A 20,675-nucleotide genomic window follows, 5' to 3' on the forward strand; every position below is an offset into this window, starting at 1 on the left:
CGGAGCGGCGGGCCTTCCCGCCTGCCCTTAATTCTCGACGATCGCCGCGCGGCGCAGGTCGCGGGCGCGGGTCAGGATGATGTCCTCGAGCTTCTGCACCGTCGAAGCCTCAACCGGCGAATCGACCCACTGGCCGTTGCGGTTGACCTGACGCTGCGCGCTCACGCGAAGCGCATCGGCGCGCAGATCCTGATCGAGGATCGCGACCGTAAGCTTGGTCCGCTCGGTCTGGAGGTTCGGATTCACATACCAGTCGGTGACGATCACGCCGCCGTTCGAATCGGTCTGCATGATCGGTGCGAACGAAACGGTGTCGAGCGCGGCGCGCCACAGATAGGCGTTGACGCCGATGGTGGTGACCTTCGACGCAGCGAGGTCCGCGCGGGGGCGATCCTTGCCACCGCCGCATGCGGCGAGCGGAGCCGTGAGGCTCAGGGCAACGCTGCCCAGGATCGCGGTGCGCAACAGGCGGTTCATCGGCATCTTCCTATGGGAAACTCTAAGGGTGGCGAGCATCTATAGATCGTCATGCGCCCGCCGCAAGCGCAAGCCGCTCTGAGCGCCCCGGCACGCCCTCCTGTGCGTCTTGTGCAACACCTGTGGGGAAAAGCGATTCCGGCGGTGGTACATTGCGGCGGAATCATGGTAGGCGCTGAGTCACGGTAGGGGATCAAATGAGCGTTCGGCGACTCATGACTGGCATAGGGATCGGCGCGCTGGGCGCAGCCGGCCTTGTCGTCGCGCCCGCACTTCTTGCCCAGACCACATCGCAGCAGCGAATCGCCACACCCAAGCGTGCGCCCTCGATTGCCAGCATGGGGACCTTCACGCCGGCCGCCGCGGATCCGAAGCTTGCCGCCGTTCTGGCGCGCAGCGGCCTTGGCGGCAGCGGTTTCCGGTTCACGCCGGCCGATTCGCCGCGCTCGATCAGCCGTAGCGTCACCGTTGCGGTGCGTGCGCGTACCGCGCGTCCGCCTGCTGCAGTGGCGGATCGTGGCGCCGCGGCGCCTGCCGCCGTCACGCTTCAGCCGATCGCCTATAATCTTGGCGTTTCGGTGGGCTGGAAGCGCTTTGCCGTCTCGGGTGATCTCTCCAAGCTCGATCTGGCCGGGCAGCCGGGTAGCCGCGAGGCGGTCGATCTGGGGGTTAGCTACACCGGCAAGCGCGCGTCGGGCCGGATCAAGGCCGGGGCAGAGCGTCCGCTTGACGGCGTGCCGCGCCTGATTGCCGCCGATCCCAGCTATTCGATCGATGTCGGCGGTTCCTATTCGCTGACCCGCAACCTCGATCTCACTGCGGGCGTGCGGTACAAGTCCGAAGAGAATCGTCTGCCGCAGCTGACCGACAATCGTCGCGACAGCCAGGCAGTCTATGTCGGTACTGCGATCCGCTTCTGATCCGGCGCCCAGGCGTCGATTCCTGCCCAGCCATAAACGCCTAGCGGCCTGAGCGCGCGCCAGCGACGCTCGTCCATGCCGCCGAGCGCGATCACGAACGCGTCGAGTCCGCGAATCAGCAACCCGAGTCGCACAGGACCGAGCACGAGCGCGCCCGGATGCGAGCGAGTCGGGTGGACGGGCGAGACGAACAACAGCCGTGCGCCGTTGCGAATCGCCGTGATCGCCTCACGCCGCGAATGGACCGGGGCGGTCAGTGCGCCGCGATGGCGGCCATGGCTGGATGCGTGTCCCAGCCGGTGCTGCCCGGCGACGATCAACGTCAATCCCCGGCGCCGGGCAATGCGACGAACCCTTGCGAACAATGCCCTGCGTTCGGCGATCGGCAATTCATAGTGCCGAAGGATCACGCCGGAGCCCTTTGGAAGCGTTGCGAGCGTGTCCCATAACGCATCGCCCAACCGCGGATCGGTCATCAGCCAGCGCCGGGGAAAATCCCTGGCATGGGAGGGGTGGCGGTGCGGCATCGCCCCTCCTATAGCCGCGCGCATGGCATCCGACACCGCTGCAACGCGCCTTTCCGCCATCCGTGACCGTATCGCCCGCGCTGCCAGCACTGCGCGCCGCGATCCCGCGGAGGTTACACTCGTCGCCATCTCCAAGATGCACGAAGCCGATGCGATCCGTCCGCTGATCGCGGCGGGCCAGCGCGTGTTCGGGGAGAATCGCGTGCAGGAGGCGGCGGGCAAATGGCCCGCGCTGCGCGAGGAGACACCGGGGATCGCTCTTCACCTGGTCGGTCAGCTCCAGTCGAACAAGGCGGAGGACGCGGTAGCGCTGTTCGACGCCATCCATTCGGTCGATCGGCTGTCGCTCGTCACCGCGCTCGCCCGCGCGATGGACAAGGCGGATCGCCGCCCGCCCTGCTTCATTCAGGTCAATATCGGCGACGAAGCCCAGAAGGGCGGTTGCGCCGTCACCGATCTCCCTGGACTGCTCGCCGAGGCGCGCGCCGCGGCGCTTCCGGTCGCCGGGCTGATGGCCGTCCCGCCGCTCGGTGTCGATGCCGCGCCGTATTTCGCGCTGCTGGCCAAGCTGGCCCGCGACCATGACGTCACCGGGCTCAGCATCGGCATGTCCGACGATTTCGAGACCGCAGTCACCATCGGCGCCACGCATGTCCGCGTCGGCACCGCCCTGTTCGGAGCACGTGCATGAGCCTTCCTATCCGCTTCGACGCGATCATCTTCGATTTCGACGGGGTGCTGCTCGAGAGTGAATATGCCGGCAATAAGCAGGTCGCGGAATATCTGACGGGGATCGGCCATCCGACCACGCCTGAAGAATCGATGGCTAATTTCATGGGGTTCTCCGGGCGCGAGTTCCTCGATGCGGTAGAGCGCTGGATCGGCCGTCCGCTGCCCGCCGATTTCTACGACGCGCGTGCAATCGAGGATCAGCGGGCGCTGGAGGAAGGGATCGAGGCCGTGGTCGGTGCGGTCGCGTTCATCCGCTCGCTTCCCGATTCGCTTCCGCGCGCGATTGCCTCGTCGAGCATGACGCCGTGGATCGCGGGGCATCTCGATCATCTCGGCGTTCGCGACGCATTCGGGGACAAGATCTTCAGCGGCCGCGAGCATGTGACCCGCGGCAAGCCGGCGCCGGACATCTATCTTTATGCGGCGCAGGCGCTGGGCGTCGACATCGCGCGCTGCGTGATCCTCGAAGATTCGCCGGTGGGCGCGACGGGCGCGGTTGCTTCAGGGGCGCATGTCATCGGACTGTGCGCGGGCAGCCATTGCGGTGACGGGCATGATGAGCGCCTGCGGGCAGTCGGTGTCCACGATATCGCGCATGACTTCGGCGAAGTCGCCCGCCTGATGACCTAATCGCCCCGGCTCAGCATGAAGGTGCGCAGTGCGATCGCGTCTTCGAGCGCGTTATGCGGCACGGCGCTTCTCGCTGCGGCGTCGAAGCCGGGCGCGTCGCATAGCTCGAACGTGATGCGTGCAATCGGATGGCGGTATCCGGGCCGCGCGATCAGTGCCATCGCGGCATGGGCGATGTCCTCGGGCCAGTCGGCGATCACCACCGGATGCGGGTCGTTCGCCAGATAGGTGGCGAGCGATTGCCCAAGCACCTCGCGCGTCACCGGTTCTATGTTCAGCACCGGCAGTACATGCGCGGCGACCCATGGCGTCGGGGCGGGACAGTCGAGCGCGGCGTAGAAGGGCGCGCCGTCGTCCTCAGGTGCGAGGGCAAGGGCAATCAGCGCTCCGCCGAACCCGTTGAACTCGGCGTCGAGATAATAGCGCACTAAAGCTGATGCCCGGTGCGGTCGCGCTTGGTGGCGAGATAGCGTTCGTTGTGCGGGTTGGGCGGGAGGCTGTGCGGTACCCGCTCGGCGACGGCGATTCCGGCGGCTTCGAGTCCCGCGACCTTCTCGGGATTATTGGTCAGAAGCCGCACCCGGTCTTGTCCCAGCAGCTTGAGCATCCGGCCAGCGACGCCGAAATCGCGCGCATCGACCGCAAAGCCCAGCCGGGTGTTGGCATCGACCGTGTCGAACCCCTGATCCTGCAGCGCATAGGCGCGCAGTTTGTTGATCAGGCCGATCCCGCGCCCCTCCTGGCGCAGATAGAGCAACACGCCCCAACCGCTGTCCGCGATGGCGTGGATCGCCGCGTGGAGCTGAGGCCCGCAATCGCATTTGAGGCTGCCGAGCACGTCGCCAGTCAGGCATTCGCTGTGCAGCCGCACCAGCGGCGGGCTGCCGTTGGGCTGGCCGATCAGCAGCGCGACATGCTCGTCGGGCGATTCGGGGGTGCGGAAGGCGACGATCTCGGTGTCCTCGGCGCCCGCGACCGGCAGGCGCGCGCGCGTGACAATCCGCAGGCGCACCGGGTCCTCATGCGCGTCGATATCGGCTGGGGTGATGGCGTCGCCACCGGCCGTCTCACGGATGAAGAAGGCGGGCACCAGCCCGGCGATCCGCGCCAGCCGCAGCGCCGCGGCGGCGGCATCGGCCACGGGCACCGGAATCGCGCGGAACGGACCCTTGAGCGGGGTTGCGAGGTCGAGTTGCGGGTCGGCCAGCGCCACGGCGCCATCGAAGTCGAGCCATGGCGCGCGCTGGACGAGCACCGGCGCGTCGGGAACGGCGGCGTCGCGCTGGTTGGCGAGCTTGAGCGTCGCTGCGCGTCCGGCAGAGATCAGCACCGGCGCCGTCGAATCGGGATCGAACCCGGCCAGACGCGCCGCGTCGCCGGTCTCGATCGCCAGCAGCGCGAGCGTGCCGGCTTCGCCCCGAATCGCGATCGGCCAGCCGCGGCGCAGGGCGTCGATGGCCTGAGCGACGGCGCGGCTGTTCAAAAGTCGAACTCGGTGACGATCGGCACATGGTCCGACGGCTTGAGCCAGCTGCGGCACGGCTCGCACACGCGGTGCGCGGTCGCCTTTGCCGCGACGTCCCTGCTCGCCCACATATGATCGAGCCGGCGCCCGCGGTCGGATGCGGCCCAGTCCTTGGCGCGATAGCTCCACCAGGTGAAGCAGCGCCCGGGCGCGGGGATGAAGTGACGGCCGAGATCGACCCAGTCGTTCGCGGCTTGCAGCCGTCCCAGCGCCTCGACTTCGATCGGGGTATGGCTGACGACGTCGAGCAGCTGCTTGTGACTCCACACGTCGGATTCGAGCGGAGCGATGTTGAAATCGCCGGTCACGATCACGGGCAGATCGCCCAGCCCTTCGGACCAGCGTGTCATCCGTTCGATGAAATCGAGCTTCTGGCCGAATTTGGGGTTCACCTCGCGATTGGGAACGTCACCGCCGGCTGGGACATAGACATTTTCGAGCCGCACGCCGTTGGGCAGCCGCACGCCGACATGCCGTGCTTCGCCATTGGCCTGCCAGTCGAGCCGGTCGTCCTCGATCAGCGGCACACGGCTGACGATCGCGACGCCATGGTGCATCCGCTGGCCGTGGATGATGATATGATCATAGCCCAGCGCACGCAGGGGCGCGTGCGGGAAGTCTTCGTCTACCACCTTGGTTTCCTGCAGGCACAGGATATCGGGCGCCTCCTCGCGGAGGAATTTCTCGACGATCTCCATACGGAAGCGGACGGAGTTGATGTTCCAGGACGCGATCTTCATGCGACCGGGGATGTAGTCGGGGAAGCCGTGCCGCGCCAGTCGGCGCGGTCGCAAAAGCTCCAAAACGCGAAAGGCCCCCGCTCCGGGGGCATGGAGCGAGGGCCGACCTGGCGTTCGTCACGCAGGCGGGACGGGACAGCTTCGGGCAACAGGGGGAAAAATCCCGAAAGCCCCGTCCGCACTATGAGTGTTAGCGTTATGAAGCTGTCGCCAACATGAATGGCGGAGTCCGGTTGGGGTTCAGCGGCGTCCGCCGGTCTTCCGCGGGTCGTTCCAGCGGAACGCTCCATCGCTGACGGGCGCGTTGAATTGCTGGTTGGACAGGCGGACGGTGGTGCGGTTGTTCTGCGAATCGAGCGCGACCCAGCCTTGCAGCATCAGCCCGCCCGGCGCCGACGCATTGCGTGCGAACACCATCGTCAGCCGGCCATATTCGGGCCGTTTGGGGTCATGGGCTTCGATGCTCACGACGTCCGGGCTCGCGGTCGGCACAACCTTCGCGTAGCGCGAAATGTCCTGATCGGGGTTCAACAGCACACCGAGCGGCGAATTCTTGACCGGCCAGCGCGACACCTGTTTGACCGAATAGTCGATGAACCACAGCGAACTGCCGTCACCGACGATCAGGAGCGGTACGCCCTTCTCATATTGGAAGCGGATCTTGCCGGGCTTCTTCAGCGTGAGCGTGCCGTTGAGCGTTTTGCCTGCGCGATCGGTCTGTGCGAACGTCGCGGTCATGGTCTGCGCGCCGCGCAGATGCTGTTGCACCTGGGCGAGCGTCCCTTGCTGCTGGGCAGTCGCGGGAAGCGCGAGTGGAAGGGCGACGGCGGCCAGAACCGCCAGCGGTCGGATGCTCATGGATGTGCCAAACATGCCGATGTCCCTGCCGGTTCCGGGTTTAATTTGCGCTGAACGCGCACGGCCCCGGCCCGCTGCCCATCCAGATGGGAAGCGGGCCGGGATCGCAATCGGATCAGGCTTCGCTGCGCGCCGTGACGATCTTGCCGGGGTTGCGCGGGGGCTCGCCCTTGGGGAGCGCGTCGACATTCTCCATGCCCTCGGTCACTTCGCCCCACACGGTGTACTGGCCGTCGAGGAAGGTTGCATCGTCGAGGCAGATGAAGAACTGCGAGTTGGCGCTGTTGGGATCGTTGGTGCGTGCCATCGAGCAGACGCCGCGGGCGTGCGGCTCACGGCTGAATTCGGCGGGAAGGTTCGGTTCCTTCGAGCCGCTCATGCCGGTGCCGGTGGGATCGCCGCCCTGCGCCATGAACCCGTCGATCACGCGGTGGAACACTACGCCATCATAGAAACCGCTGTCGGCGAGCTTGGCGATCCGTTCGACATGCTTGGGCGCGAGGTCGGGGCGCAGCTTGATGTGCACCTCACCGGTGTCGAGCGTCATTACGAGGCGGGTGGGAAGATCGGCCATTTGAAACACAACTCCAGAAAATGACGTGTCGCGCGTCAACTAGGCATGTGTGCGCCCGGTTGCAAACCGGTGTAGAGGAGCGGACCGGCGCGGTCATGCGTCGGGAGCGGGTTTCCAAACCGTCACCGCCCCGGATTGGCAGCACGATTCGACCGCGTTAGAGGGGGCGCAGGCGCGAAGCAGGGGAAGGCTCGATGACCGACGAGACCGAGACCACCGCGCCCGATTCCGCGCCCCGCGACTCGCACGAGCATCTCAGCCACGATTTCGTCCGGACCGTGCTCGATCTGGTCGAGGCCGGCGAGGTCGAAGCCGTTCGCGAGAAGGTCGAGCCGCTCCATCCCGCAGACATCGCCGATCTGGTCGAGCTGACCCCGGCCGAGCAGCGCCAGTCACTCGCCGCCGCGATTGTGGGGCTGATCGACGGCGATGTGCTCGCCGAGATGAACGACTGGGTGCGCGACGAACTGATCGACGCGCTCGACCCGCACGAGGTCGCCGACATCGCCGCCGAGCTCGATACCGACGACGCCGTCGCGATCATCGAGGACATGGAGGAAGAGGATCAGCGCGCGGTGCTGCGCGCCCTCGACCCCGACGATCGCGCCGCGATCGAGGAAGCGCTTTCCTATCCCGAGGAATCCGCCGGCCGCCTGATGCAGCGCGAGCTGATCGCGGTGCCCGAGCACTGGAGCGTCGGCGATGTGCTCGACTATCTGCGCGGCGAAGAGGAGCTGGCGACCGACTTCTGGGAAATCTTCGTCGTCGATCCCGGGCACAAGCCGGTCGGCACCTGCGCGCTGTCATGGATCCTGCGCACCCCGCGTTCGGTGGCGATGGGTGACGTCATGAAACGCGAGCAGACGCTAATCCCGGTGGGCATGGACCAGGAAGAGGTCGCGCTGATCTTCCAGAAATACGCGCTGATCTCCGCGGCCGTGGTCGATGATAGCGGCCGGCTGGTGGGCATGATCACGGTCGACGATGTCGTCCACATCATCTCCGAGGAAGCGGGCGAGGACGCATTGCTGCTGTCGGGCGCGGGCGAAGGCGACATCAACGAGCCCGTGGTCGATACCTATCGGATGCGCGTCCGCTGGCTGATCGCCAACCTCGGCACCGCGATGGTCGCCGCGACGATCATCGGCATGTTCGAAGGGACGATCGCCAAAATGGTGACGCTTGCCGCGCTGATGCCGATCGTCGCGGGGGTTGGCGGCAATGCCGGCACCCAGACGATGGCGGTGACAGTGCGCGCGCTCGCCACCAACCAGCTCACTCAGTCCAACACGTTGCGGGCGATCCGGCGCGAGATTCAGGTGGCGTTCCTGAACGGCGTCACCATCGCGGCGGTGCTGGGCAGTGGGGTTGGCCTCGTTTTCCAGAACGCGCTGCTCGGCGGCGTGATCGCCACCGCAATGCTCGCCAACATCGTCATCGCGGGAGCCGCCGGGGTGCTGGTGCCGCTTACCCTTGCGCGATTCCGTGCGGACCCCGCGGTCGCCTCATCCGTGTTCGTGACCATGACCACCGATTCGATGGGCTTCCTCGTCTTTCTCGGTCTCGCCAGCGCGAGTGGCCTTACCGGATAGGTTGAACCCGCCGCGCTTTGTGCCCAGATGGCACGCGTGCCGCTTCATCTCACCAAGGTCGCCTTTGGCTGCGACAGCATCGACTATCTGCGCGAACGCCTCGCCCTGCGCGCCGCGCACGGCCCGACGGCGTTCCTGACGACGCGCTATATGCCCAAACGGCATGAAGAGATCGCTTCGGAAGGGGCGGAGGGCGGGTCGCTGTTCTGGATCATCAAGCACCAGCTGGTCGGGCGTTCGCCGATCCTGCGCTTCGGCGAGGCTGAAGGCGGCCGCGTCGCTATCCATCTTGCGCCCGAGTTGATCCTGGTCCAGCCGCGCCCTAAGCGTGCGCATCAGGGCTGGCGCTATCTCGAGGGCAGCGACGCCCCGTCGGACCTTGGCACCGGCGACATGGCATCGCTCCCGGCCGATCTGGCCGGAAAGCTGGCCGAGCTGGGGATCGTCTAGCGAGCGAGGTTTGGGAAGGTCGCGCGCAAGGCGGCGATCTTCGGTTTGTCCCAGCGCAGGATATACGGGTTGCCGGGGTTGCGGCGCGCGAAGTCCTGATGCTCGGACTCGGCCTGGTAGAACTCACCGGTTTCGATCTTCGTCACGATCGGTCTGCCGTAAACCCCCGCCTTGCCGAGTTGATCGATATAGGCCTGCGCCACGCGCGCCTGTCCGGGGCTCTGCGGGAAGATCGCCGACCGGTAGCTGGGGCCGACATCGGGACCCTGCCGGTTGAGCTGGGTGGGATCATGCGCGACCGAAAAATAGATGCGCAGCAACGTCGCGTAGCTCACCTTGTTCGGATCGTAGAAGATGCGCACCGCCTCGGCATGGCCGGTGCGTTCGGTGGAGACCTGACGATAGGTCGCGGTCGCTTTGGCGCCGCCCGCATAGCCGCTGGTGACGGTGCGGACGCCCTTCACCTGCTCGAACACCGCTTCGATACCCCAGAAACAGCCGCCCGCGAGCACGGCGACCTGATTGCCCGCTTCGGGTGCGACATCGGTGGTGGAGGGGGGGATTGCCACCGCCTTCTCGGCACCGGCGGCGGTCATGGGCGGAACAAGCCCTGCGATGGACATGAAGCCAAGGCTCGCCAGCCCTGCAATTGCGAGGGCGGCGATGCGCATCAGAAGAACGGGGCCGCGGTAACTCGCTCGATATTCAACGCGACCATTCCGATCGCGCCGAGCGAGAATCCGGCCAGGAAACGCCGCAGAAACTGCGACTTCAGAACCGTAAGCATCACATTGCCCTTTGTCTTGGCTGGGGCGAAGATGGGGTCGCCGCCCGTAATTCCAAGAGGGGTTTACTTCCTCACGATGAACGGCCGCTGGCTGCGGCGTTCATCGTTCCGTTCAGGAAGGCTCAGCGCAGCGCGGCGCAGGCCTCCTGAATGCGGCCGCATGCTTCGGTCAGCACATCCTCGCTGGTGGCATAGCTGATGCGCAGCGCGGGCGAGAAGCCGAACGCCCCGCCATGCACCGCTGCGACCTTGGCGTCGTCGAGCAGATAGCCGACCATCGTCTCGTCGGTGTCGATGACGCGGCCCTTGGGCGTGGTCTTGCCGATCAGCTGGCTGAACTCGGGATAGACGTAGAAGGCGCCTTCGGGCCGCGGGCAGTTCATGCCGTTGATCTGGTTGAGCATCGACACGACGAGATCGCGGCGCATCTGGAAGGCGGCGGCACGGTCCTTGAGGAACGACTGATCACCGTTGAGTGCGACGACGGATGCGGCCTGACTGATGCTGCACGGGTTCGAAGTCGACTGCGACTGCAGCTTGCCCATCGCCTTGATCAGCCATTGCGGGCCCGCGCCGAAACCGATGCGCCAGCCGGTCATGGAATAGGCTTTCGACATGCCGTTGGCGGTCAGCGTGCGGTCGTACAGCGACGGACAGACCTGCGCGATCGTTGCGAACTCGAAGCCGTCGTACAGGATATGCTCGTACATATCGTCGGCATAGATCAGGACATGCGGGTGCCGCTCAAGCACCTCGCCCAGCGCGCGCAGCTCGGCGGCGCTGTACGCGGCGCCGGTCGGGTTCGACGGCGAATTGAGCACGACCCACTTGGTCTTTGCGGTGATCGCTGCCTCGAGCTGCTCGGGCCTGATCTTGTAGTTCTGGTCGGCGCCCGCGGCGACGAACACCGGTTTGCCGCCTGCGAACTCAACCACGTCGGGGTAGCTCACCCAATAGGGCGCGGGGATGACGACCTCATCGCCCGCGTCGATCGTCGCGCAAAAGGCGTTGAAAAGCGTGTGCTTGCCGCCCGAGTTCACACTGATCTGGTTCTCGGCATAGGTCAGGCCGTTGTCGCGCGCGAACTTGCCGACGATCGCGGCCTTGAGCTCCGGCGTGCCGTCGACATTGGTGTATTTGGTGACGCCCTTGCGGATCGCCTCGATCGCCGCCTCCTTGACGAAATCGGGCGTGTCGAAGTCGGGCTCGCCCGCGCCCAGACCAATCACGTCGATACCCTGCCGTTTCAGCTCGAACACCCGGCTCGTCATCGCGAGCGTGGCGGAAGGCTGGATACGATTGAGCGCGGCGGAGGTCTGCATGGGCGGTCGCCTGACTGGAGTAGAGAAACGCGCGCCCTATAGGTCCGCCGGTGCCTCCTCCGCAACCGTAACCGCGGCAACCAGTCCGCGCAGGGCATTGCCGATGAAGAAACCGCCGTTCAGATCGTCCGGCGTGAGCTCACCCTCAACTGCACGGCCGCTCTCGATCAGCTCTGCACGCAGCACGCCAGGGAGTCCGCCGCGGCTGAGCGGCGGGGTCACCAGCATGCCGTCGCCGCGGCGCACGAAGATCGAGGTGAAGCTGCCCTCGGTCAGATAGCCGTCGCCATCCACATAGAGGGTCTCGAACGTGTCCAGATGACGCGCGTAAATGCTGCGGTCGGTCGTTTTGTGCCTCAGGCGGAAGTCGTGCGGCGCGACTTGTCGCGGGAGAATCGCGACCTTCACCGGATACTCAGGGGCCGGTGGCATCGGCGCAGTGCCGATCGCGACATTGCCGGTTCGCGACAGCAGCAGCCGCACCCGCGCCGGGCCGCGCAACCGGAAGGTGGCTGCCTGCAGCTCGTTGCGCGCGGCGTGGCGGTCGAATGCGAAGCCCAGCGCCTCTGCGCTCGCCTTCAGCCGCGCCAGATGCCGTTCGAGCAGCGGGATCCCTTCCGCCGGATCGAAGGCCATCGTCTCGATCAGGTCCAAGCCCGTTTGCCCCCTCGTCAGGAACGCGCCCTTGGCCAGGCATTCGTCCCACTCTTCCCCCGCGCGTGAATCTGCGACCACGCCCGATCCCAAACCGATGCTCGCGGTTTCGCCGGCATGAGGCAAGTACAGCGTACGGATCGCGACGTTGAACGCGGCGTCCCCGTTCGCGTCGATCCGCCCGATCGAACCGGTATAGGGCCCGCGCGCATCGGGTTCGACCGCGCCGATCACCTCCATCGCCCGGATCTTGGGCGCGCCGGTGATCGATCCGCAGGGGAAGGTCGCGGCCAGCACGTCGCTGACGCCGGTTCCCTCTGCGAGCTGTGCGGACACGGTCGAGACCATCGTGTGCAGCGTCGGATAGGTCTCGACCTTGAACAACTCGGGCACCTTGACGCTGCCCGGCGCAGCGATGCGCGTCAGGTCGTTGCGCATCAGGTCGACGATCATCAGATTCTCGGCGCGCTGCTTGGGGTCAATCGCCAGCGTCGCCCTGGCGGCTTCGTCCTCCTCCGGAGTCGCGCCACGCGGCGTGGTCCCTTTCATGGGCCGCGCGATCAGCTCGCCATCGCGCAACGCGAAGAACAATTCGGGCGAAAAGGACAGCAGCCAGTCCTCGCCTGTCCACACGATTCCGCCATAGCCTGCCGCCGCGCGCGTCCGGATCGCGGCATAGGCAGCCAGCGGGTCGCCGAGCACCCGCACCGACGCACGAAAGCTGAGGTTCGCCTGATAGATGTCCCCCGCCTCGATCCAGTCGTGCACGCGGGCAAAGGCAGCGTCGTACGCGGCACGACTGATCCCCGGCCGCGGCCGTCCGATCCATGCGCCCGCCGGGTCGGGCAGCAGCCCTGTGACGTCATTCGCGGCAATCGTCTCGAAATTCTCGAACAGACCGAACCACAGCAGAGGACCGGCGGTCGCGGGTGTCCCAAGCTTCGGTTCAAGTGCATGACCCGCCTCATACGCAAGATACCCTGCCGCATGCAGACCCTGCGCCCGTGCGGCGTCCAGCGCATCGAGCGCAGCTTGCACCTCTTCGGCGGTCTGCGCCGTCACGATCCGCACCGGATCGCTATACAACCGCGCGTTGGCGCCACCCGGTCGGGCATCGTCGAGCAGCACGAAGGGGGCCGGTCCAAGCATTGGCCCGCATGTGCAATCCCGCGCGCTGCGCCGCAACCCTCTGTTGCCGCTCCCCTTCCGCCCGCCTATCTCCACGGGCGATGAACAGCGCTTCCAATCCCCCGCTCCGCGCCGCGATCGTACCGGTCACGCCGCTTCAGCAGAACAGCACCTTGCTCTGGTGCACGCAGACGATGCGCGGCGCCTTCACCGATCCCGGCGGCGACCTCGACCGGCTCAAGGGCGCGGCGCAGCAGCATGGCGTCACGATCGAGAAATTGCTGATCACCCACGGCCATATCGACCATTGCGGTCAGGCCGGGATGCTGGCGAAGGAACTGGGCGTGCCGATCGAGGGACCGCACGAGGCGGATCGCTTCTGGATCAGCCGGCTCGACGACGATGGCCGCAAATACGGTATCGACGGCAAGCCGTTCGAGCCCGACCGCTGGCTGGTCGACGGCGATACCGTGACCGTCGGCAATCTGACGCTCGACGTCTATCACTGCCCCGGCCACACACCCGGCCATGTCGTGTTCCACCACGCGCCGTCGAAGCTCGCGATCGTCGGCGATGTGATCTTCCAGGGATCAATCGGCCGCACCGACTTCCCGATGGGCAATCATCAGGACCTGCTCGACGCGATCACGGGCAAGCTGTGGCCGCTGGGTGGCGATACCGTGTTCGTTCCCGGTCATGGCCAGCCGAGCAATTTCGCGCAGGAACGCCGCACCAACCCCTTCGTCGCCGACTCGGTACTCGCGAGAAGTTAAACCGATCGGTTGACAATTGTCGGATCGAGCCGTAACTCAACCATATGGTTGAACGACTCGATATGACCTTCCACGCGCTCGCCGATCCCACGCGCCGCGGGATGCTTGCCAGCCTCGCGCTCGGCGAGAAAAGTATCGGCGAGCTGGCCCAGCCCTATGCGATGAGCTTCGCCGGGGCGTCTAAGCATGTTCAGGTGCTGGAGCGTGCCGGCCTCGTCACCCGCCGCAAGGCGGGGCGCGCCCAGATCTGCGCGCTTCGCCCCGAACCGCTCGCCGAAGCGAACCAATGGCTCGAGCAATGGGCGAGCTTCTGGAACACCCGGCTCGACAACCTCGAAGCGCTGATTCGTTCCTCCAACGAGAAGGGGGCCTGAATGTCTGCGCCCATCATCCTCACGATCCGTCGCGATTTCGCGGCCTCGCCCGAACGGGTGTTCGATGCCTGGCTCGATCCCGCACAGGCGCGCCGTTTCCTGTTTGCCACGCCGGATGGCGAGATGCGCACGGTGGAGATCGACGCCCGGGTCGGCGGAGACGCGCGGATTGTCGAGCGGCGCGAGCAGGGCGATGCCGTCCATCGCCTGCAGTTCGAGGTGATCGAGCGCCCTTTCCGGCTGGTCTTTCTCTTCGCGGCCGATCCGGCGGAGGAAGGCGAATGGAGCCGGGTCAGCATCGATATCGTGCCGACCGCCAGCGGCTGCGCGCTCACTCTTACCCACGAAATGGACCCGCAATGGGCAGCCTATGAGGACCAGACGCGCAGCGGCTGGACGATGATCCTCGACAGCCTTGCCCGCATCACGGAGTGACCCCGATGACCGATACCCTCACCGATATGGAAATCCTCGCCCCCGACACCTTTCGCATGGTGCGCATCCTCGACGCCGATCCCGCGACGGTTTGGGGTTATCTCACGCGCGCCGAGCTGCGCCGCCAATGGTTCTCCGGCGGTACCGACGCGACCGGCGTTGGCGAGACGGTCGAGCTGGTGTTCAACCATGACGAGCTGTCCGCCGAATACGTCCCCTACCCGCCCGAATACACCAAATGGAAGGGTGCGCTCGGGCGCGAGGAGGTGGTGGAGTTCGACCCGCCCCATGTCTTCGCAATCAGCTGGGACGAGGGCAAGGAGGGGCTGGCGCGCTTTGAGCTCGCGGATGCCGGCGGCGGCCGGACCCGCCTCACTTTGACGCATAGCGGCATCACCGGCCCGGCGCCGATGGCTGATTTCGGTGGCGGCTGGCATTCGCACCTCGCGGTGTTGGTGGGCCGGCTCAACGGCGATCCGGTGCGCGATTACTGGGTGCTGCACGCCGATTCGGAGGCGCGGGTCGCAGCGGCGCTCGCGAACGCCGGCTGAGCTTCCCCCGTTATTCTCGCCGCGCTATGTCATCTGCGTAGCGGGGAGGATGGCGATGACGGCCGGGACGAAGCTCGAAGGAAAATGCCTGTGCGGCGCGGTTCGGTTCAGGATCGCCCCGCCCGAACCGCATCTTGATGCCTGCCATTGTGGGATGTGCCGGCGCTGGGGCGGCAGCCCGGCTTTATCGCTGCGGATGGTAACCGATCCGGAGATCGACGGCGCGGAGCATATCACGCGCTACCGGTCGTCGGATTGGGCAGAGCGGGCGTTCTGCCGTACGTGCGGGACGCACCTGTTTTACTACTTCACCCCGAAATCGGGCTATTCCTTCCAGGCCGGGCTGTTCGACGATCTCAACGGTTTCGAGCTGGTCGAAGAGATCTTCATCGATGAGAAGCCCGACTATTATGATTTTGCGGGCGAGCGCGAACGAATGACCGGACCAGAGCTGATGGCAAAGGCCGGCCTGACCGGCGCTTAGCCCACCCCTTCGACAATCGGTCCCCGACTCCCTAGATCGGCGGCATGCTGATCCTCGGCCTCGAATCGAGTTGTGACGAAACCGCCGCCGCGCTGGTGCGGAGCGACCGCACGATCCTCTCCCACCGTCTCGCCCGGCAGGACGAGGCGCATCGTCCCTTTGGTGGCGTGGTGCCCGAAATCGCCGCCCGCGCCCACGTCGAGGCGCTGGGTCCGCTGATCGAAGCGGCGCTGGAGGAGGCGAACGTCACCCTCGCCGATGTCGATGCGATCGCAGCCACCGCCGGGCCGGGATTGATCGGTGGCGTCATGGTGGGCCTCGTCACCGGCAAGGCGCTCGCGCACGCCGCGAACAAGCCGCTGGTTGCGGTCAATCACCTTGAGGGGCACGCGCTCTCGCCACGCCTTGCCGAGCCGGATCTCGCCTTCCCCTATCTGCTGCTGCTCGTTTCGGGCGGGCATTGCCAGCTGCTGCTGGTCGAGGGGGTCGGGCGCTACCGCCGGCTCGCCACCACGATCGACGATGCCGCAGGCGAAGCGTTCGACAAGACCGCCAAGCTGCTCGGCCTCGGCTTCCCCGGCGGCCCGGCGGTCGAGCGCGCTGCGCTGGAAGGCGACCCCCGCGCCGTCCCGCTGCCGCGCCCGCTGGTCGGGTCGGGCGAGCCGCATTTCTCCTTCGCTGGCTTAAAGAGCGACGTCGCGCGGAAAGTCGGAAAGTTTGCCCCCGCCGATCTCGCCGCCTCGTTCCAGCAGGCGGTGGTTGATTGTCTGGTCGATCGGACCCGCATCGCGCTCGCCAAAGCGCCACAGGCGACAGCTTTGGTCGTCGCGGGTGGCGTCGCTGCCAACACCGCCGTCCGCACTGCACTCAATAGTCTGGCGGCCGCGCATGACCTGCCCTTCATCGCGCCGCCCCTCTGGCTCTGCACCGACAATGCGGCCATGATCGGCTGGGCCGGGGCCGAGCGGTTCGCGCTCGGGCTCACCGATCCGCTCGATCTGCCCGCGCGACCGCGCTGGCCGCTTGATCCGGATGCGGAGAAGGTTCGGGGAGCAGGGGTGAAGGCATGAGATTGGCAGTCATCGGCGGCGGCGCCTGGGGCACCGCGCTGGCGCAGGTCGCCGCGCGCGGCGGCGAACCGGTCACGCTCTGGGCGCGTGAGGATGACGTCACGGCGTCGATCAGCGCCATTCACGAGAACACCCTCTTCCTTCCCGGCATCCCTTTGTCCCCTTCGATCCGCGCCACCGGCGACCTCGCCGATCTCGCCGATGCCGAAGCGCTGCTCGTCGTTGTCCCCGCACAATTCCTGCGCTCGGTCCTCACCCAGGCTCCTGTCGCCGGGCGCCCGCTGGTGCTCTGCGCCAAGGGGATCGAAGCGGGTACGCAGAAGCTGGTGGCCGAGGTTGCGCGCGAATTGCATCCCGACGCGCCGGTCGCGGTCCTCTCCGGCCCGACCTTCGCGCATGAGGTGGCCAAAGGGCTGCCCACCGCGGTCACTCTCGCCTGCGAGGACGATGCGCTGCGCGACCGGCTTGCCGAGCGGCTCGCGGGCCCGACCTTCCGCACCTATGGCTCGTCGGACGTCGTGGGCGCGGAGATCGGCGGCGCGGTCAAGAACGTTCTGGCCATTGCCTGTGGCGTCGTCGAAGGCGCTGGCCTCGGCCTCAATGCCCGCGCCGCGCTGATCGCGCGCGGCTTTGCCGAGATGACGCGCTTCGGCGTCGCGCGTGGCGGCCGGCCAGAGACGCTGGCGGGGCTGTCAGGCCTTGGCGATCTCGTCCTCACCTGCTCCTCGACCAACTCGCGCAACTTCTCGCTCGGCGTCGGGCTGGGGCAAGGGCGCAGCGCCGCCGAATTGCTCGCCGATCGCCGCACCGTGGCCGAGGGCGCGGCAACCGCACCGGTGCTGCGTGAGGCGGCGAAGGCGGCAGGCGTCGATATGCCGGTGACGCAGGCGGTGTGCGCGTTGCTCGAAGGCACGCCGGTCGGTCAGGTCGTGGACGCGCTGCTCAGCCGTCCGCTCAGGGAAGAACATGCATGAGATGGGCGGCGATGCTGCGGGGGATCAACCTGGGCAAGCGCCAGCTCAAATCGGCCGAATTGAAGGCCGTGGTCGAGAGTCTGGGCTTCACTGACGTCAAGACTCTGCTCGCCTCTGGCAATGTCGTCTTCACCGCCGATGAGACCGACCCGGCAGCGCTTGAGCGGACGCTGCACGACGCGCTTGCAAAGGCGACCGGCCTTAAGTCCGAGATCTTCGTGCGTTCGCCTGCTGAGATGAACGCGATCGCCGCCGCCAATCCCTTCCCCGAAGCCACTGCCGAACGCCCGAGCTTCGTCGTCGTCAGCTTCCACCGCGCGCTGGTCGATCAGGCGGCAGTGGCGCGGCTTGCCGAAAGCCATGATGGTTCCGAGCGGATGCACGCCGCGGAACGCGAACTCTATATCGATTTCCCCGACGGTCAGGGCCGTTCGACCCTCCATCCGGCGATGACGAAGGCTAAGCTTGATCCGGTCAACACCGCGCGCAACTGGAACACGGTGCTCAAGATCCGCGACGCGCTCTAGAAATCGACCGCGATCCCCTTGCGCTCCCAGTCGCCATAGCGCGTGGGGTCCTCGCCGAGCGGGTCGGTCTCCGCCTTCGTTCCGTTCGCCGGCTTGGGCACAGGCGGGCTCTTGGAGAGATAGGCGGGCGGCTTCACATGATCGGGGCGCTTGCCCATGGGTTTGGTCCTGATTGCGGCGATGGCTTCGGTTTCCCACATTGGGCGCTGAAAGGATCGAATCCAAGTGAACGGTTTCAAGACGACGATGTTGCTGGCGGCGCTGACGGCGCTGTTTATGGCATTGGGCTTCACCATCGGCGGACGCGGCGGGATGATGATCGCGTTGCTGGTCGCGATGGGGATGAACCTCTTCACCTATTGGAACGCCGACAAGATCGTGCTGTCGATGCACGGCGCGAAACAGGTCGACGCGGCGAGCGCGCCCGAATTTTACGGGCTGGTCGCGGGTCTTGCCCAGCGCGCGGCGCTGCCGATGCCCAAAGTCTATATCATCGATTCGCCGCACCCCAACGCCTTCGCCACCGGTCGCAATCCGCAGAATGCGGCGGTCGCGGCGACCACCGGGCTGCTCGACATGCTCAGCCGCGAGGAAACTGCAGGCGTGATGGCGCATGAGCTGGCGCATGTCCGCAACCGCGACACGCTGATCATGACGATGGTCGCGACGATCGCCGGCGCGATCTCGATGCTCGCCAATTTCGGCATGTTCTTTCGCGGCAATGGCGACAATCGCGGCGCGATGGTGGCGACCATTCTCGCGGTGATCGTCGCGCCCTTTGCCGCGATGATCGTCCAGATGGCGATCAGCCGAACGCGAGAATATGGCGCGGACCGCGGTGGCGCAGAGATATCCGGAAACCCACGCGCGCTCGCCTCGGCGCTCGCGAAGCTCGCGCGCGGCGCCGCCGAGGTGCCCAATCCGGTCGCCGAGCGGGTCCCGGCAGCGGCTCAGCTCTACATCGTCCCCGGCCGCGGCGGCGACAGCCTGTTCTCGACTCACCCCGATACCGGCAACCGAATCGCCGTGCTTGAGGCACTTGCGCAGGAAATGGGCCAGAGCGCGCCGCTTGACGGGTTCGGCGAAAACCCGCCCAAAGTGTCAACGATGTCAACTTCGCGTCCTTCTGCACTCGGGATCAGGCCAACCCCGCGCCGCTCCAGTGCGCTCGATCCCAATCGGCGCGGCTAATCGACGATGCGGTCAGACTTCCTGGCGCCGCGCCAATCCCGACGGCCCCTCCTTTTGGGATGATCCCGTGCCGGAAACGGCGTAGGGGCGGCTGATGTCCCGGCATTCCAACGACCACACGCCTTCCGACCCCCCCGGCGTCCCTGCACGCCGCGCGGCGCTCCGCTTGCTCGATGCGGTGCTGCGCCGCGGCCTTGCGGTCGAGCAGGCGCTCGACACCTCCACAAGGGGCCTCGCCCCGTCGGACCGTGGTCTTGCTCATGCCATCGCCGCGGAGGTGCTGCGCTGGCTGCCCGATCTCGACGCGCTGATTGATAGCGCGACCCGCAACCGCCTGCCCGATGACGCCAAGGCGCGCTTCGTGCTGCGCATCGCGCTGGCGCAGGCGCTGCGCCTCGGCACTCCGCCGCACGCCGCGATCTCGACCGCACTGCCCCTGGTCGATGGCGGTCCGCGCAAGCTGGTCCATGGCGTGTTCGGCACCCTAAACCGCAACGGCGCGATGTTGCCCGATCACCCGTCGCTGCTCGATGATGTCTATGCCCGCATCGCCGGCAACTGGGGTGAGCGCGTCGCCAATGCCGCCGCGGTAGCGATCGCCGCGCCGCCGCCGCTCGACCTGACGCTGCGGACCGAAGTCGCTGAGCTGCATGGCGAAAGCCTTGTCCCGAACCACCTGCGTATCACCGGCGACACAGCTGTTCCCGAACTCCCCGGCTATGCCGAGGGTGCCTGGTGGGTGCAGGATCTTGCCGCCTCGCTTCCCGCCCGTTTGCTCGGCGGCGGAACCGGGCGAGCGCTCGATCTTTGCGCCGCGCCCGGCGGAAAGACGCTCCAGCTCGCGGGTGCTGGCTGGAATGTCACCGCGGTCGACATCTCGCAAAGTCGTCTGGCGCGACTTTCGGAGAATCTCGAACGTACCGGTCTGGCAGCGGACGTCATCACCGCCGATCTGCTGAAGTGGGAGCCGGGGTTCGAGGCGGATGCCGTGCTGCTCGACGCGCCGTGCAGCGCCACGGGCATCTTCCGCCGCCATCCCGACGTATTCCACCGCGTCCGTCCGCGTATGATCGCGGAGATGGCAGAGCTTCAGGCGAAACTCCTCCCCCGCGCCGCGCGCTGGGTCCGCCCCGGCGGGTTGATGGTCTACGCGACCTGCTCGCTCGAGCCCGAGGAGGGCGAGCAGCAGATCGAACGTTTCCTCGCCGAACACCCCGAATTCGCGATCGATCCTGTCCTCTCCGACGAGCTTCCCGAAGGCGTGATCGCCCACGAACGTGGCTGGTTACGCACACTTCCCGGCATACTCGTGGAACAAGGTGGCCTTGACGGCTTTTTCATGGTGCGCCTCATGCGTGTTGCGGGCGACTCATGAGGTGT

General features: G+C 66.6%; 26 protein-coding genes. 15 read left to right on the forward strand and 11 right to left on the reverse strand.

Annotated elements, in window-relative coordinates:
* Nucleotides 1-27: 27 nt before the first annotated feature.
* Nucleotides 28-477, reverse strand: a complete 450-nt coding sequence (locus AC07NK_RS02670; protein WP_495169013.1) for a DUF3576 domain-containing protein — start codon at nucleotides 475-477, stop codon at nucleotides 28-30.
* A gap of 197 nt (nucleotides 478-674) precedes the next feature.
* Between AC07NK_RS02670 and AC07NK_RS02675 the strand changes: the two genes are divergently transcribed.
* Nucleotides 675-1,397, forward strand: coding sequence for a hypothetical protein (locus AC07NK_RS02675; RefSeq protein ID WP_495169014.1), 723 nt, complete (start codon nucleotides 675-677; stop codon nucleotides 1,395-1,397).
* Here the strand turns inward: AC07NK_RS02675 and AC07NK_RS02680 are convergent.
* On the reverse strand, nucleotides 1,370-1,873 hold the full coding sequence (locus AC07NK_RS02680; RefSeq protein WP_495169015.1) for a thiamine phosphate synthase: 504 nt from the start codon (nucleotides 1,871-1,873) through the stop codon (nucleotides 1,370-1,372). The two genes, AC07NK_RS02675 and AC07NK_RS02680, sit on opposite strands and share 28 nt — an antisense overlap.
* A 73-nt stretch (nucleotides 1,874-1,946) precedes the next feature.
* Here AC07NK_RS02680 and AC07NK_RS02685 point away from each other — a divergent pair, with 73 nt between their 5' ends.
* Nucleotides 1,947-2,615 (forward strand): YggS family pyridoxal phosphate-dependent enzyme, encoded by a 669-nt coding sequence (locus tag AC07NK_RS02685; RefSeq protein WP_495169016.1) that lies wholly within the window; start codon nucleotides 1,947-1,949, stop codon nucleotides 2,613-2,615.
* The gene (locus tag AC07NK_RS02690) at nucleotides 2,612-3,286 is read left to right on the forward strand and encodes an HAD family hydrolase (RefSeq protein ID WP_495169017.1); all 675 of its coding nucleotides are present in this window, start codon (nucleotides 2,612-2,614) and stop codon (nucleotides 3,284-3,286) included. Before AC07NK_RS02685 ends, AC07NK_RS02690 begins: the two co-directional genes overlap by 4 nt.
* Here AC07NK_RS02690 and AC07NK_RS02695 read toward each other — a convergent pair.
* The 5 genes from AC07NK_RS02695 to AC07NK_RS02715 all read right to left on the reverse strand — a co-directional run bounded on the left by AC07NK_RS02695 (nucleotide 3,283) and on the right by AC07NK_RS02715 (nucleotide 6,983).
* Nucleotides 3,283-3,714 (reverse strand): hypothetical protein, encoded by a 432-nt coding sequence (locus AC07NK_RS02695; protein ID WP_495169018.1) that lies wholly within the window; start codon nucleotides 3,712-3,714, stop codon nucleotides 3,283-3,285. The genes AC07NK_RS02690 and AC07NK_RS02695 overlap by 4 nt on opposite strands.
* On the reverse strand, nucleotides 3,714-4,769 hold the full coding sequence (gene ribA, locus AC07NK_RS02700) for a GTP cyclohydrolase II (RefSeq protein ID WP_495169019.1): 1,056 nt from the start codon (nucleotides 4,767-4,769) through the stop codon (nucleotides 3,714-3,716). Before ribA ends, AC07NK_RS02695 begins: the two co-directional genes overlap by 1 nt.
* Complete coding sequence (locus tag AC07NK_RS02705) at nucleotides 4,766-5,551, reverse strand: exodeoxyribonuclease III (RefSeq protein ID WP_495169020.1); 786 nt, start codon at nucleotides 5,549-5,551, stop codon at nucleotides 4,766-4,768. Before AC07NK_RS02705 ends, ribA begins: the two co-directional genes overlap by 4 nt.
* A gap of 240 nt (nucleotides 5,552-5,791) precedes the next feature.
* Nucleotides 5,792-6,409, reverse strand: a complete 618-nt coding sequence (locus AC07NK_RS02710; protein ID WP_495169021.1) for a LolA family protein — start codon at nucleotides 6,407-6,409, stop codon at nucleotides 5,792-5,794.
* 115 nt (nucleotides 6,410-6,524) lie between these two features.
* Nucleotides 6,525-6,983 (reverse strand): peptidylprolyl isomerase, encoded by a 459-nt coding sequence (locus tag AC07NK_RS02715; RefSeq protein ID WP_495169022.1) that lies wholly within the window; start codon nucleotides 6,981-6,983, stop codon nucleotides 6,525-6,527.
* 194 nt (nucleotides 6,984-7,177) lie between these two features.
* Here AC07NK_RS02715 and mgtE point away from each other — a divergent pair, with 194 nt between their 5' ends.
* A complete protein-coding gene (mgtE, locus tag AC07NK_RS02720; RefSeq protein WP_495169023.1) occupies nucleotides 7,178-8,575 on the forward strand; it encodes a magnesium transporter in 1,398 nt (465 codons plus the stop codon).
* Nucleotides 8,576-8,602: 27 nt separating this feature from the next.
* Nucleotides 8,603-9,025: a DUF1489 family protein gene (locus AC07NK_RS02725; protein ID WP_495169024.1), complete on the forward strand. Its 423-nt coding sequence runs from the start codon at nucleotides 8,603-8,605 to the stop codon at nucleotides 9,023-9,025.
* Here AC07NK_RS02725 and msrA read toward each other — a convergent pair.
* The 3 genes from msrA to pabB form a co-directional block, all read right to left on the reverse strand.
* The gene (gene msrA, locus AC07NK_RS02730; protein ID WP_495169025.1) at nucleotides 9,022-9,696 is read right to left on the reverse strand and encodes a peptide-methionine (S)-S-oxide reductase MsrA; all 675 of its coding nucleotides are present in this window, start codon (nucleotides 9,694-9,696) and stop codon (nucleotides 9,022-9,024) included. The genes AC07NK_RS02725 and msrA overlap by 4 nt on opposite strands.
* Before the next feature lie 238 nt (nucleotides 9,697-9,934).
* Complete coding sequence (locus tag AC07NK_RS02735) at nucleotides 9,935-11,134, reverse strand: pyridoxal phosphate-dependent aminotransferase (protein ID WP_495169026.1); 1,200 nt, start codon at nucleotides 11,132-11,134, stop codon at nucleotides 9,935-9,937.
* Between the two features lie 36 nt (nucleotides 11,135-11,170).
* Nucleotides 11,171-12,937, reverse strand: a complete 1,767-nt coding sequence (gene pabB, locus AC07NK_RS02740) for an aminodeoxychorismate synthase component I (RefSeq protein WP_495169027.1) — start codon at nucleotides 12,935-12,937, stop codon at nucleotides 11,171-11,173.
* Between the two features lie 80 nt (nucleotides 12,938-13,017).
* Between pabB and AC07NK_RS02745 the strand changes: the two genes are divergently transcribed.
* From AC07NK_RS02745 to AC07NK_RS02780, 8 genes are read left to right on the forward strand one after another with little or no spacing between them, the layout of a single operon-like run.
* Nucleotides 13,018-13,689 (forward strand): MBL fold metallo-hydrolase, encoded by a 672-nt coding sequence (locus tag AC07NK_RS02745; RefSeq protein WP_495169028.1) that lies wholly within the window; start codon nucleotides 13,018-13,020, stop codon nucleotides 13,687-13,689.
* A 44-nt stretch (nucleotides 13,690-13,733) separates the two neighbouring features.
* Complete coding sequence (locus AC07NK_RS02750) at nucleotides 13,734-14,063, forward strand: ArsR/SmtB family transcription factor (protein WP_495169029.1); 330 nt, start codon at nucleotides 13,734-13,736, stop codon at nucleotides 14,061-14,063.
* Nucleotides 14,064-14,498 (forward strand): SRPBCC family protein, encoded by a 435-nt coding sequence (locus AC07NK_RS02755; RefSeq protein ID WP_495169030.1) that lies wholly within the window; start codon nucleotides 14,064-14,066, stop codon nucleotides 14,496-14,498.
* 5 nt (nucleotides 14,499-14,503) lie between these two features.
* The gene (locus tag AC07NK_RS02760) at nucleotides 14,504-15,049 is read left to right on the forward strand and encodes an SRPBCC domain-containing protein (protein WP_495169031.1); all 546 of its coding nucleotides are present in this window, start codon (nucleotides 14,504-14,506) and stop codon (nucleotides 15,047-15,049) included.
* A gap of 55 nt (nucleotides 15,050-15,104) precedes the next feature.
* On the forward strand, nucleotides 15,105-15,533 hold the full coding sequence (locus AC07NK_RS02765) for a GFA family protein (RefSeq protein ID WP_495169032.1): 429 nt from the start codon (nucleotides 15,105-15,107) through the stop codon (nucleotides 15,531-15,533).
* Between the two features lie 44 nt (nucleotides 15,534-15,577).
* Nucleotides 15,578-16,603 carry a tRNA (adenosine(37)-N6)-threonylcarbamoyltransferase complex transferase subunit TsaD gene (gene tsaD, locus AC07NK_RS02770; RefSeq protein WP_495169033.1) on the forward strand — a complete coding sequence of 342 codons (1,026 nt, stop codon included), beginning with the start codon at nucleotides 15,578-15,580 and terminating at the stop codon, nucleotides 16,601-16,603.
* Entirely contained in the window at nucleotides 16,600-17,577 is a 978-nt protein-coding gene (locus AC07NK_RS02775; RefSeq protein ID WP_495169034.1) for an NAD(P)H-dependent glycerol-3-phosphate dehydrogenase, read from the forward strand. Before tsaD ends, AC07NK_RS02775 begins: the two co-directional genes overlap by 4 nt.
* Nucleotides 17,574-18,104, forward strand: a complete 531-nt coding sequence (locus tag AC07NK_RS02780; RefSeq protein ID WP_495169035.1) for a DUF1697 domain-containing protein — start codon at nucleotides 17,574-17,576, stop codon at nucleotides 18,102-18,104. Before AC07NK_RS02775 ends, AC07NK_RS02780 begins: the two co-directional genes overlap by 4 nt.
* On the opposite strand, the gene AC07NK_RS02785 is transcribed toward AC07NK_RS02780, so the two are convergent.
* A complete protein-coding gene (locus tag AC07NK_RS02785; protein ID WP_495169036.1) occupies nucleotides 18,101-18,262 on the reverse strand; it encodes a DUF1674 domain-containing protein in 162 nt (53 codons plus the stop codon). The two genes, AC07NK_RS02780 and AC07NK_RS02785, sit on opposite strands and share 4 nt — an antisense overlap.
* A gap of 67 nt (nucleotides 18,263-18,329) precedes the next feature.
* On the opposite strand from AC07NK_RS02785, the gene htpX reads away from it, so the two are divergent.
* Together htpX and AC07NK_RS02795 are read left to right on the forward strand one after the other, a co-directional pair.
* On the forward strand, nucleotides 18,330-19,295 hold the full coding sequence (gene htpX / locus AC07NK_RS02790; RefSeq protein ID WP_495169037.1) for a zinc metalloprotease HtpX: 966 nt from the start codon (nucleotides 18,330-18,332) through the stop codon (nucleotides 19,293-19,295).
* A gap of 94 nt (nucleotides 19,296-19,389) precedes the next feature.
* The gene (locus AC07NK_RS02795) at nucleotides 19,390-20,670 is read left to right on the forward strand and encodes an RsmB/NOP family class I SAM-dependent RNA methyltransferase (protein ID WP_495169038.1); all 1,281 of its coding nucleotides are present in this window, start codon (nucleotides 19,390-19,392) and stop codon (nucleotides 20,668-20,670) included.
* The last annotated feature ends 5 nt before the right edge of the window (nucleotides 20,671-20,675 follow it).

This window comes from Sphingomonas sp. GW821-FHT09B04, assembly GCF_059418285.1.

Excerpts from the sequence above, each read along its gene's own strand:
- AC07NK_RS02670 (WP_495169013.1), bottom strand. The coding sequence starts at position 477 with ATGAACCGCCTGTTGCGCACCGCGATCCTGGGCAGCGTTGCCCTGAGC.
- AC07NK_RS02675 (WP_495169014.1), top strand. The coding sequence starts at position 675 with ATGAGCGTTCGGCGACTCATGACTGGCATAGGGATCGGCGCGCTGGGC.
- AC07NK_RS02680 (WP_495169015.1), bottom strand. The coding sequence starts at position 1,873 with ATGACCGATCCGCGGTTGGGCGATGCGTTATGGGACACGCTCGCAACG.
- AC07NK_RS02685 (WP_495169016.1), top strand. The coding sequence starts at position 1,947 with ATGGCATCCGACACCGCTGCAACGCGCCTTTCCGCCATCCGTGACCGT.
- AC07NK_RS02690 (WP_495169017.1), top strand. The coding sequence starts at position 2,612 with ATGAGCCTTCCTATCCGCTTCGACGCGATCATCTTCGATTTCGACGGG.
- AC07NK_RS02705 (WP_495169020.1), bottom strand. The coding sequence starts at position 5,551 with ATGAAGATCGCGTCCTGGAACATCAACTCCGTCCGCTTCCGTATGGAG.
- AC07NK_RS02710 (WP_495169021.1), bottom strand. The coding sequence starts at position 6,409 with ATGAGCATCCGACCGCTGGCGGTTCTGGCCGCCGTCGCCCTTCCACTC.
- AC07NK_RS02715 (WP_495169022.1), bottom strand. The coding sequence starts at position 6,983 with ATGGCCGATCTTCCCACCCGCCTCGTAATGACGCTCGACACCGGTGAG.
- mgtE (WP_495169023.1), top strand. The coding sequence starts at position 7,178 with ATGACCGACGAGACCGAGACCACCGCGCCCGATTCCGCGCCCCGCGAC.
- AC07NK_RS02725 (WP_495169024.1), top strand. The coding sequence starts at position 8,603 with ATGGCACGCGTGCCGCTTCATCTCACCAAGGTCGCCTTTGGCTGCGAC.
- msrA (WP_495169025.1), bottom strand. The coding sequence starts at position 9,696 with ATGCGCATCGCCGCCCTCGCAATTGCAGGGCTGGCGAGCCTTGGCTTC.
- AC07NK_RS02735 (WP_495169026.1), bottom strand. The coding sequence starts at position 11,134 with ATGCAGACCTCCGCCGCGCTCAATCGTATCCAGCCTTCCGCCACGCTC.
- pabB (WP_495169027.1), bottom strand. The coding sequence starts at position 12,937 with ATGCTTGGACCGGCCCCCTTCGTGCTGCTCGACGATGCCCGACCGGGT.
- AC07NK_RS02745 (WP_495169028.1), top strand. The coding sequence starts at position 13,018 with ATGAACAGCGCTTCCAATCCCCCGCTCCGCGCCGCGATCGTACCGGTC.
- AC07NK_RS02750 (WP_495169029.1), top strand. The coding sequence starts at position 13,734 with ATGGTTGAACGACTCGATATGACCTTCCACGCGCTCGCCGATCCCACG.
- AC07NK_RS02755 (WP_495169030.1), top strand. The coding sequence starts at position 14,064 with ATGTCTGCGCCCATCATCCTCACGATCCGTCGCGATTTCGCGGCCTCG.
- AC07NK_RS02760 (WP_495169031.1), top strand. The coding sequence starts at position 14,504 with ATGACCGATACCCTCACCGATATGGAAATCCTCGCCCCCGACACCTTT.
- AC07NK_RS02765 (WP_495169032.1), top strand. The coding sequence starts at position 15,105 with ATGACGGCCGGGACGAAGCTCGAAGGAAAATGCCTGTGCGGCGCGGTT.
- tsaD (WP_495169033.1), top strand. The coding sequence starts at position 15,578 with ATGCTGATCCTCGGCCTCGAATCGAGTTGTGACGAAACCGCCGCCGCG.
- AC07NK_RS02775 (WP_495169034.1), top strand. The coding sequence starts at position 16,600 with ATGAGATTGGCAGTCATCGGCGGCGGCGCCTGGGGCACCGCGCTGGCG.
- AC07NK_RS02780 (WP_495169035.1), top strand. The coding sequence starts at position 17,574 with ATGAGATGGGCGGCGATGCTGCGGGGGATCAACCTGGGCAAGCGCCAG.
- AC07NK_RS02785 (WP_495169036.1), bottom strand. The coding sequence starts at position 18,262 with ATGGGCAAGCGCCCCGATCATGTGAAGCCGCCCGCCTATCTCTCCAAG.
- AC07NK_RS02795 (WP_495169038.1), top strand. The coding sequence starts at position 19,390 with ATGTCCCGGCATTCCAACGACCACACGCCTTCCGACCCCCCCGGCGTC.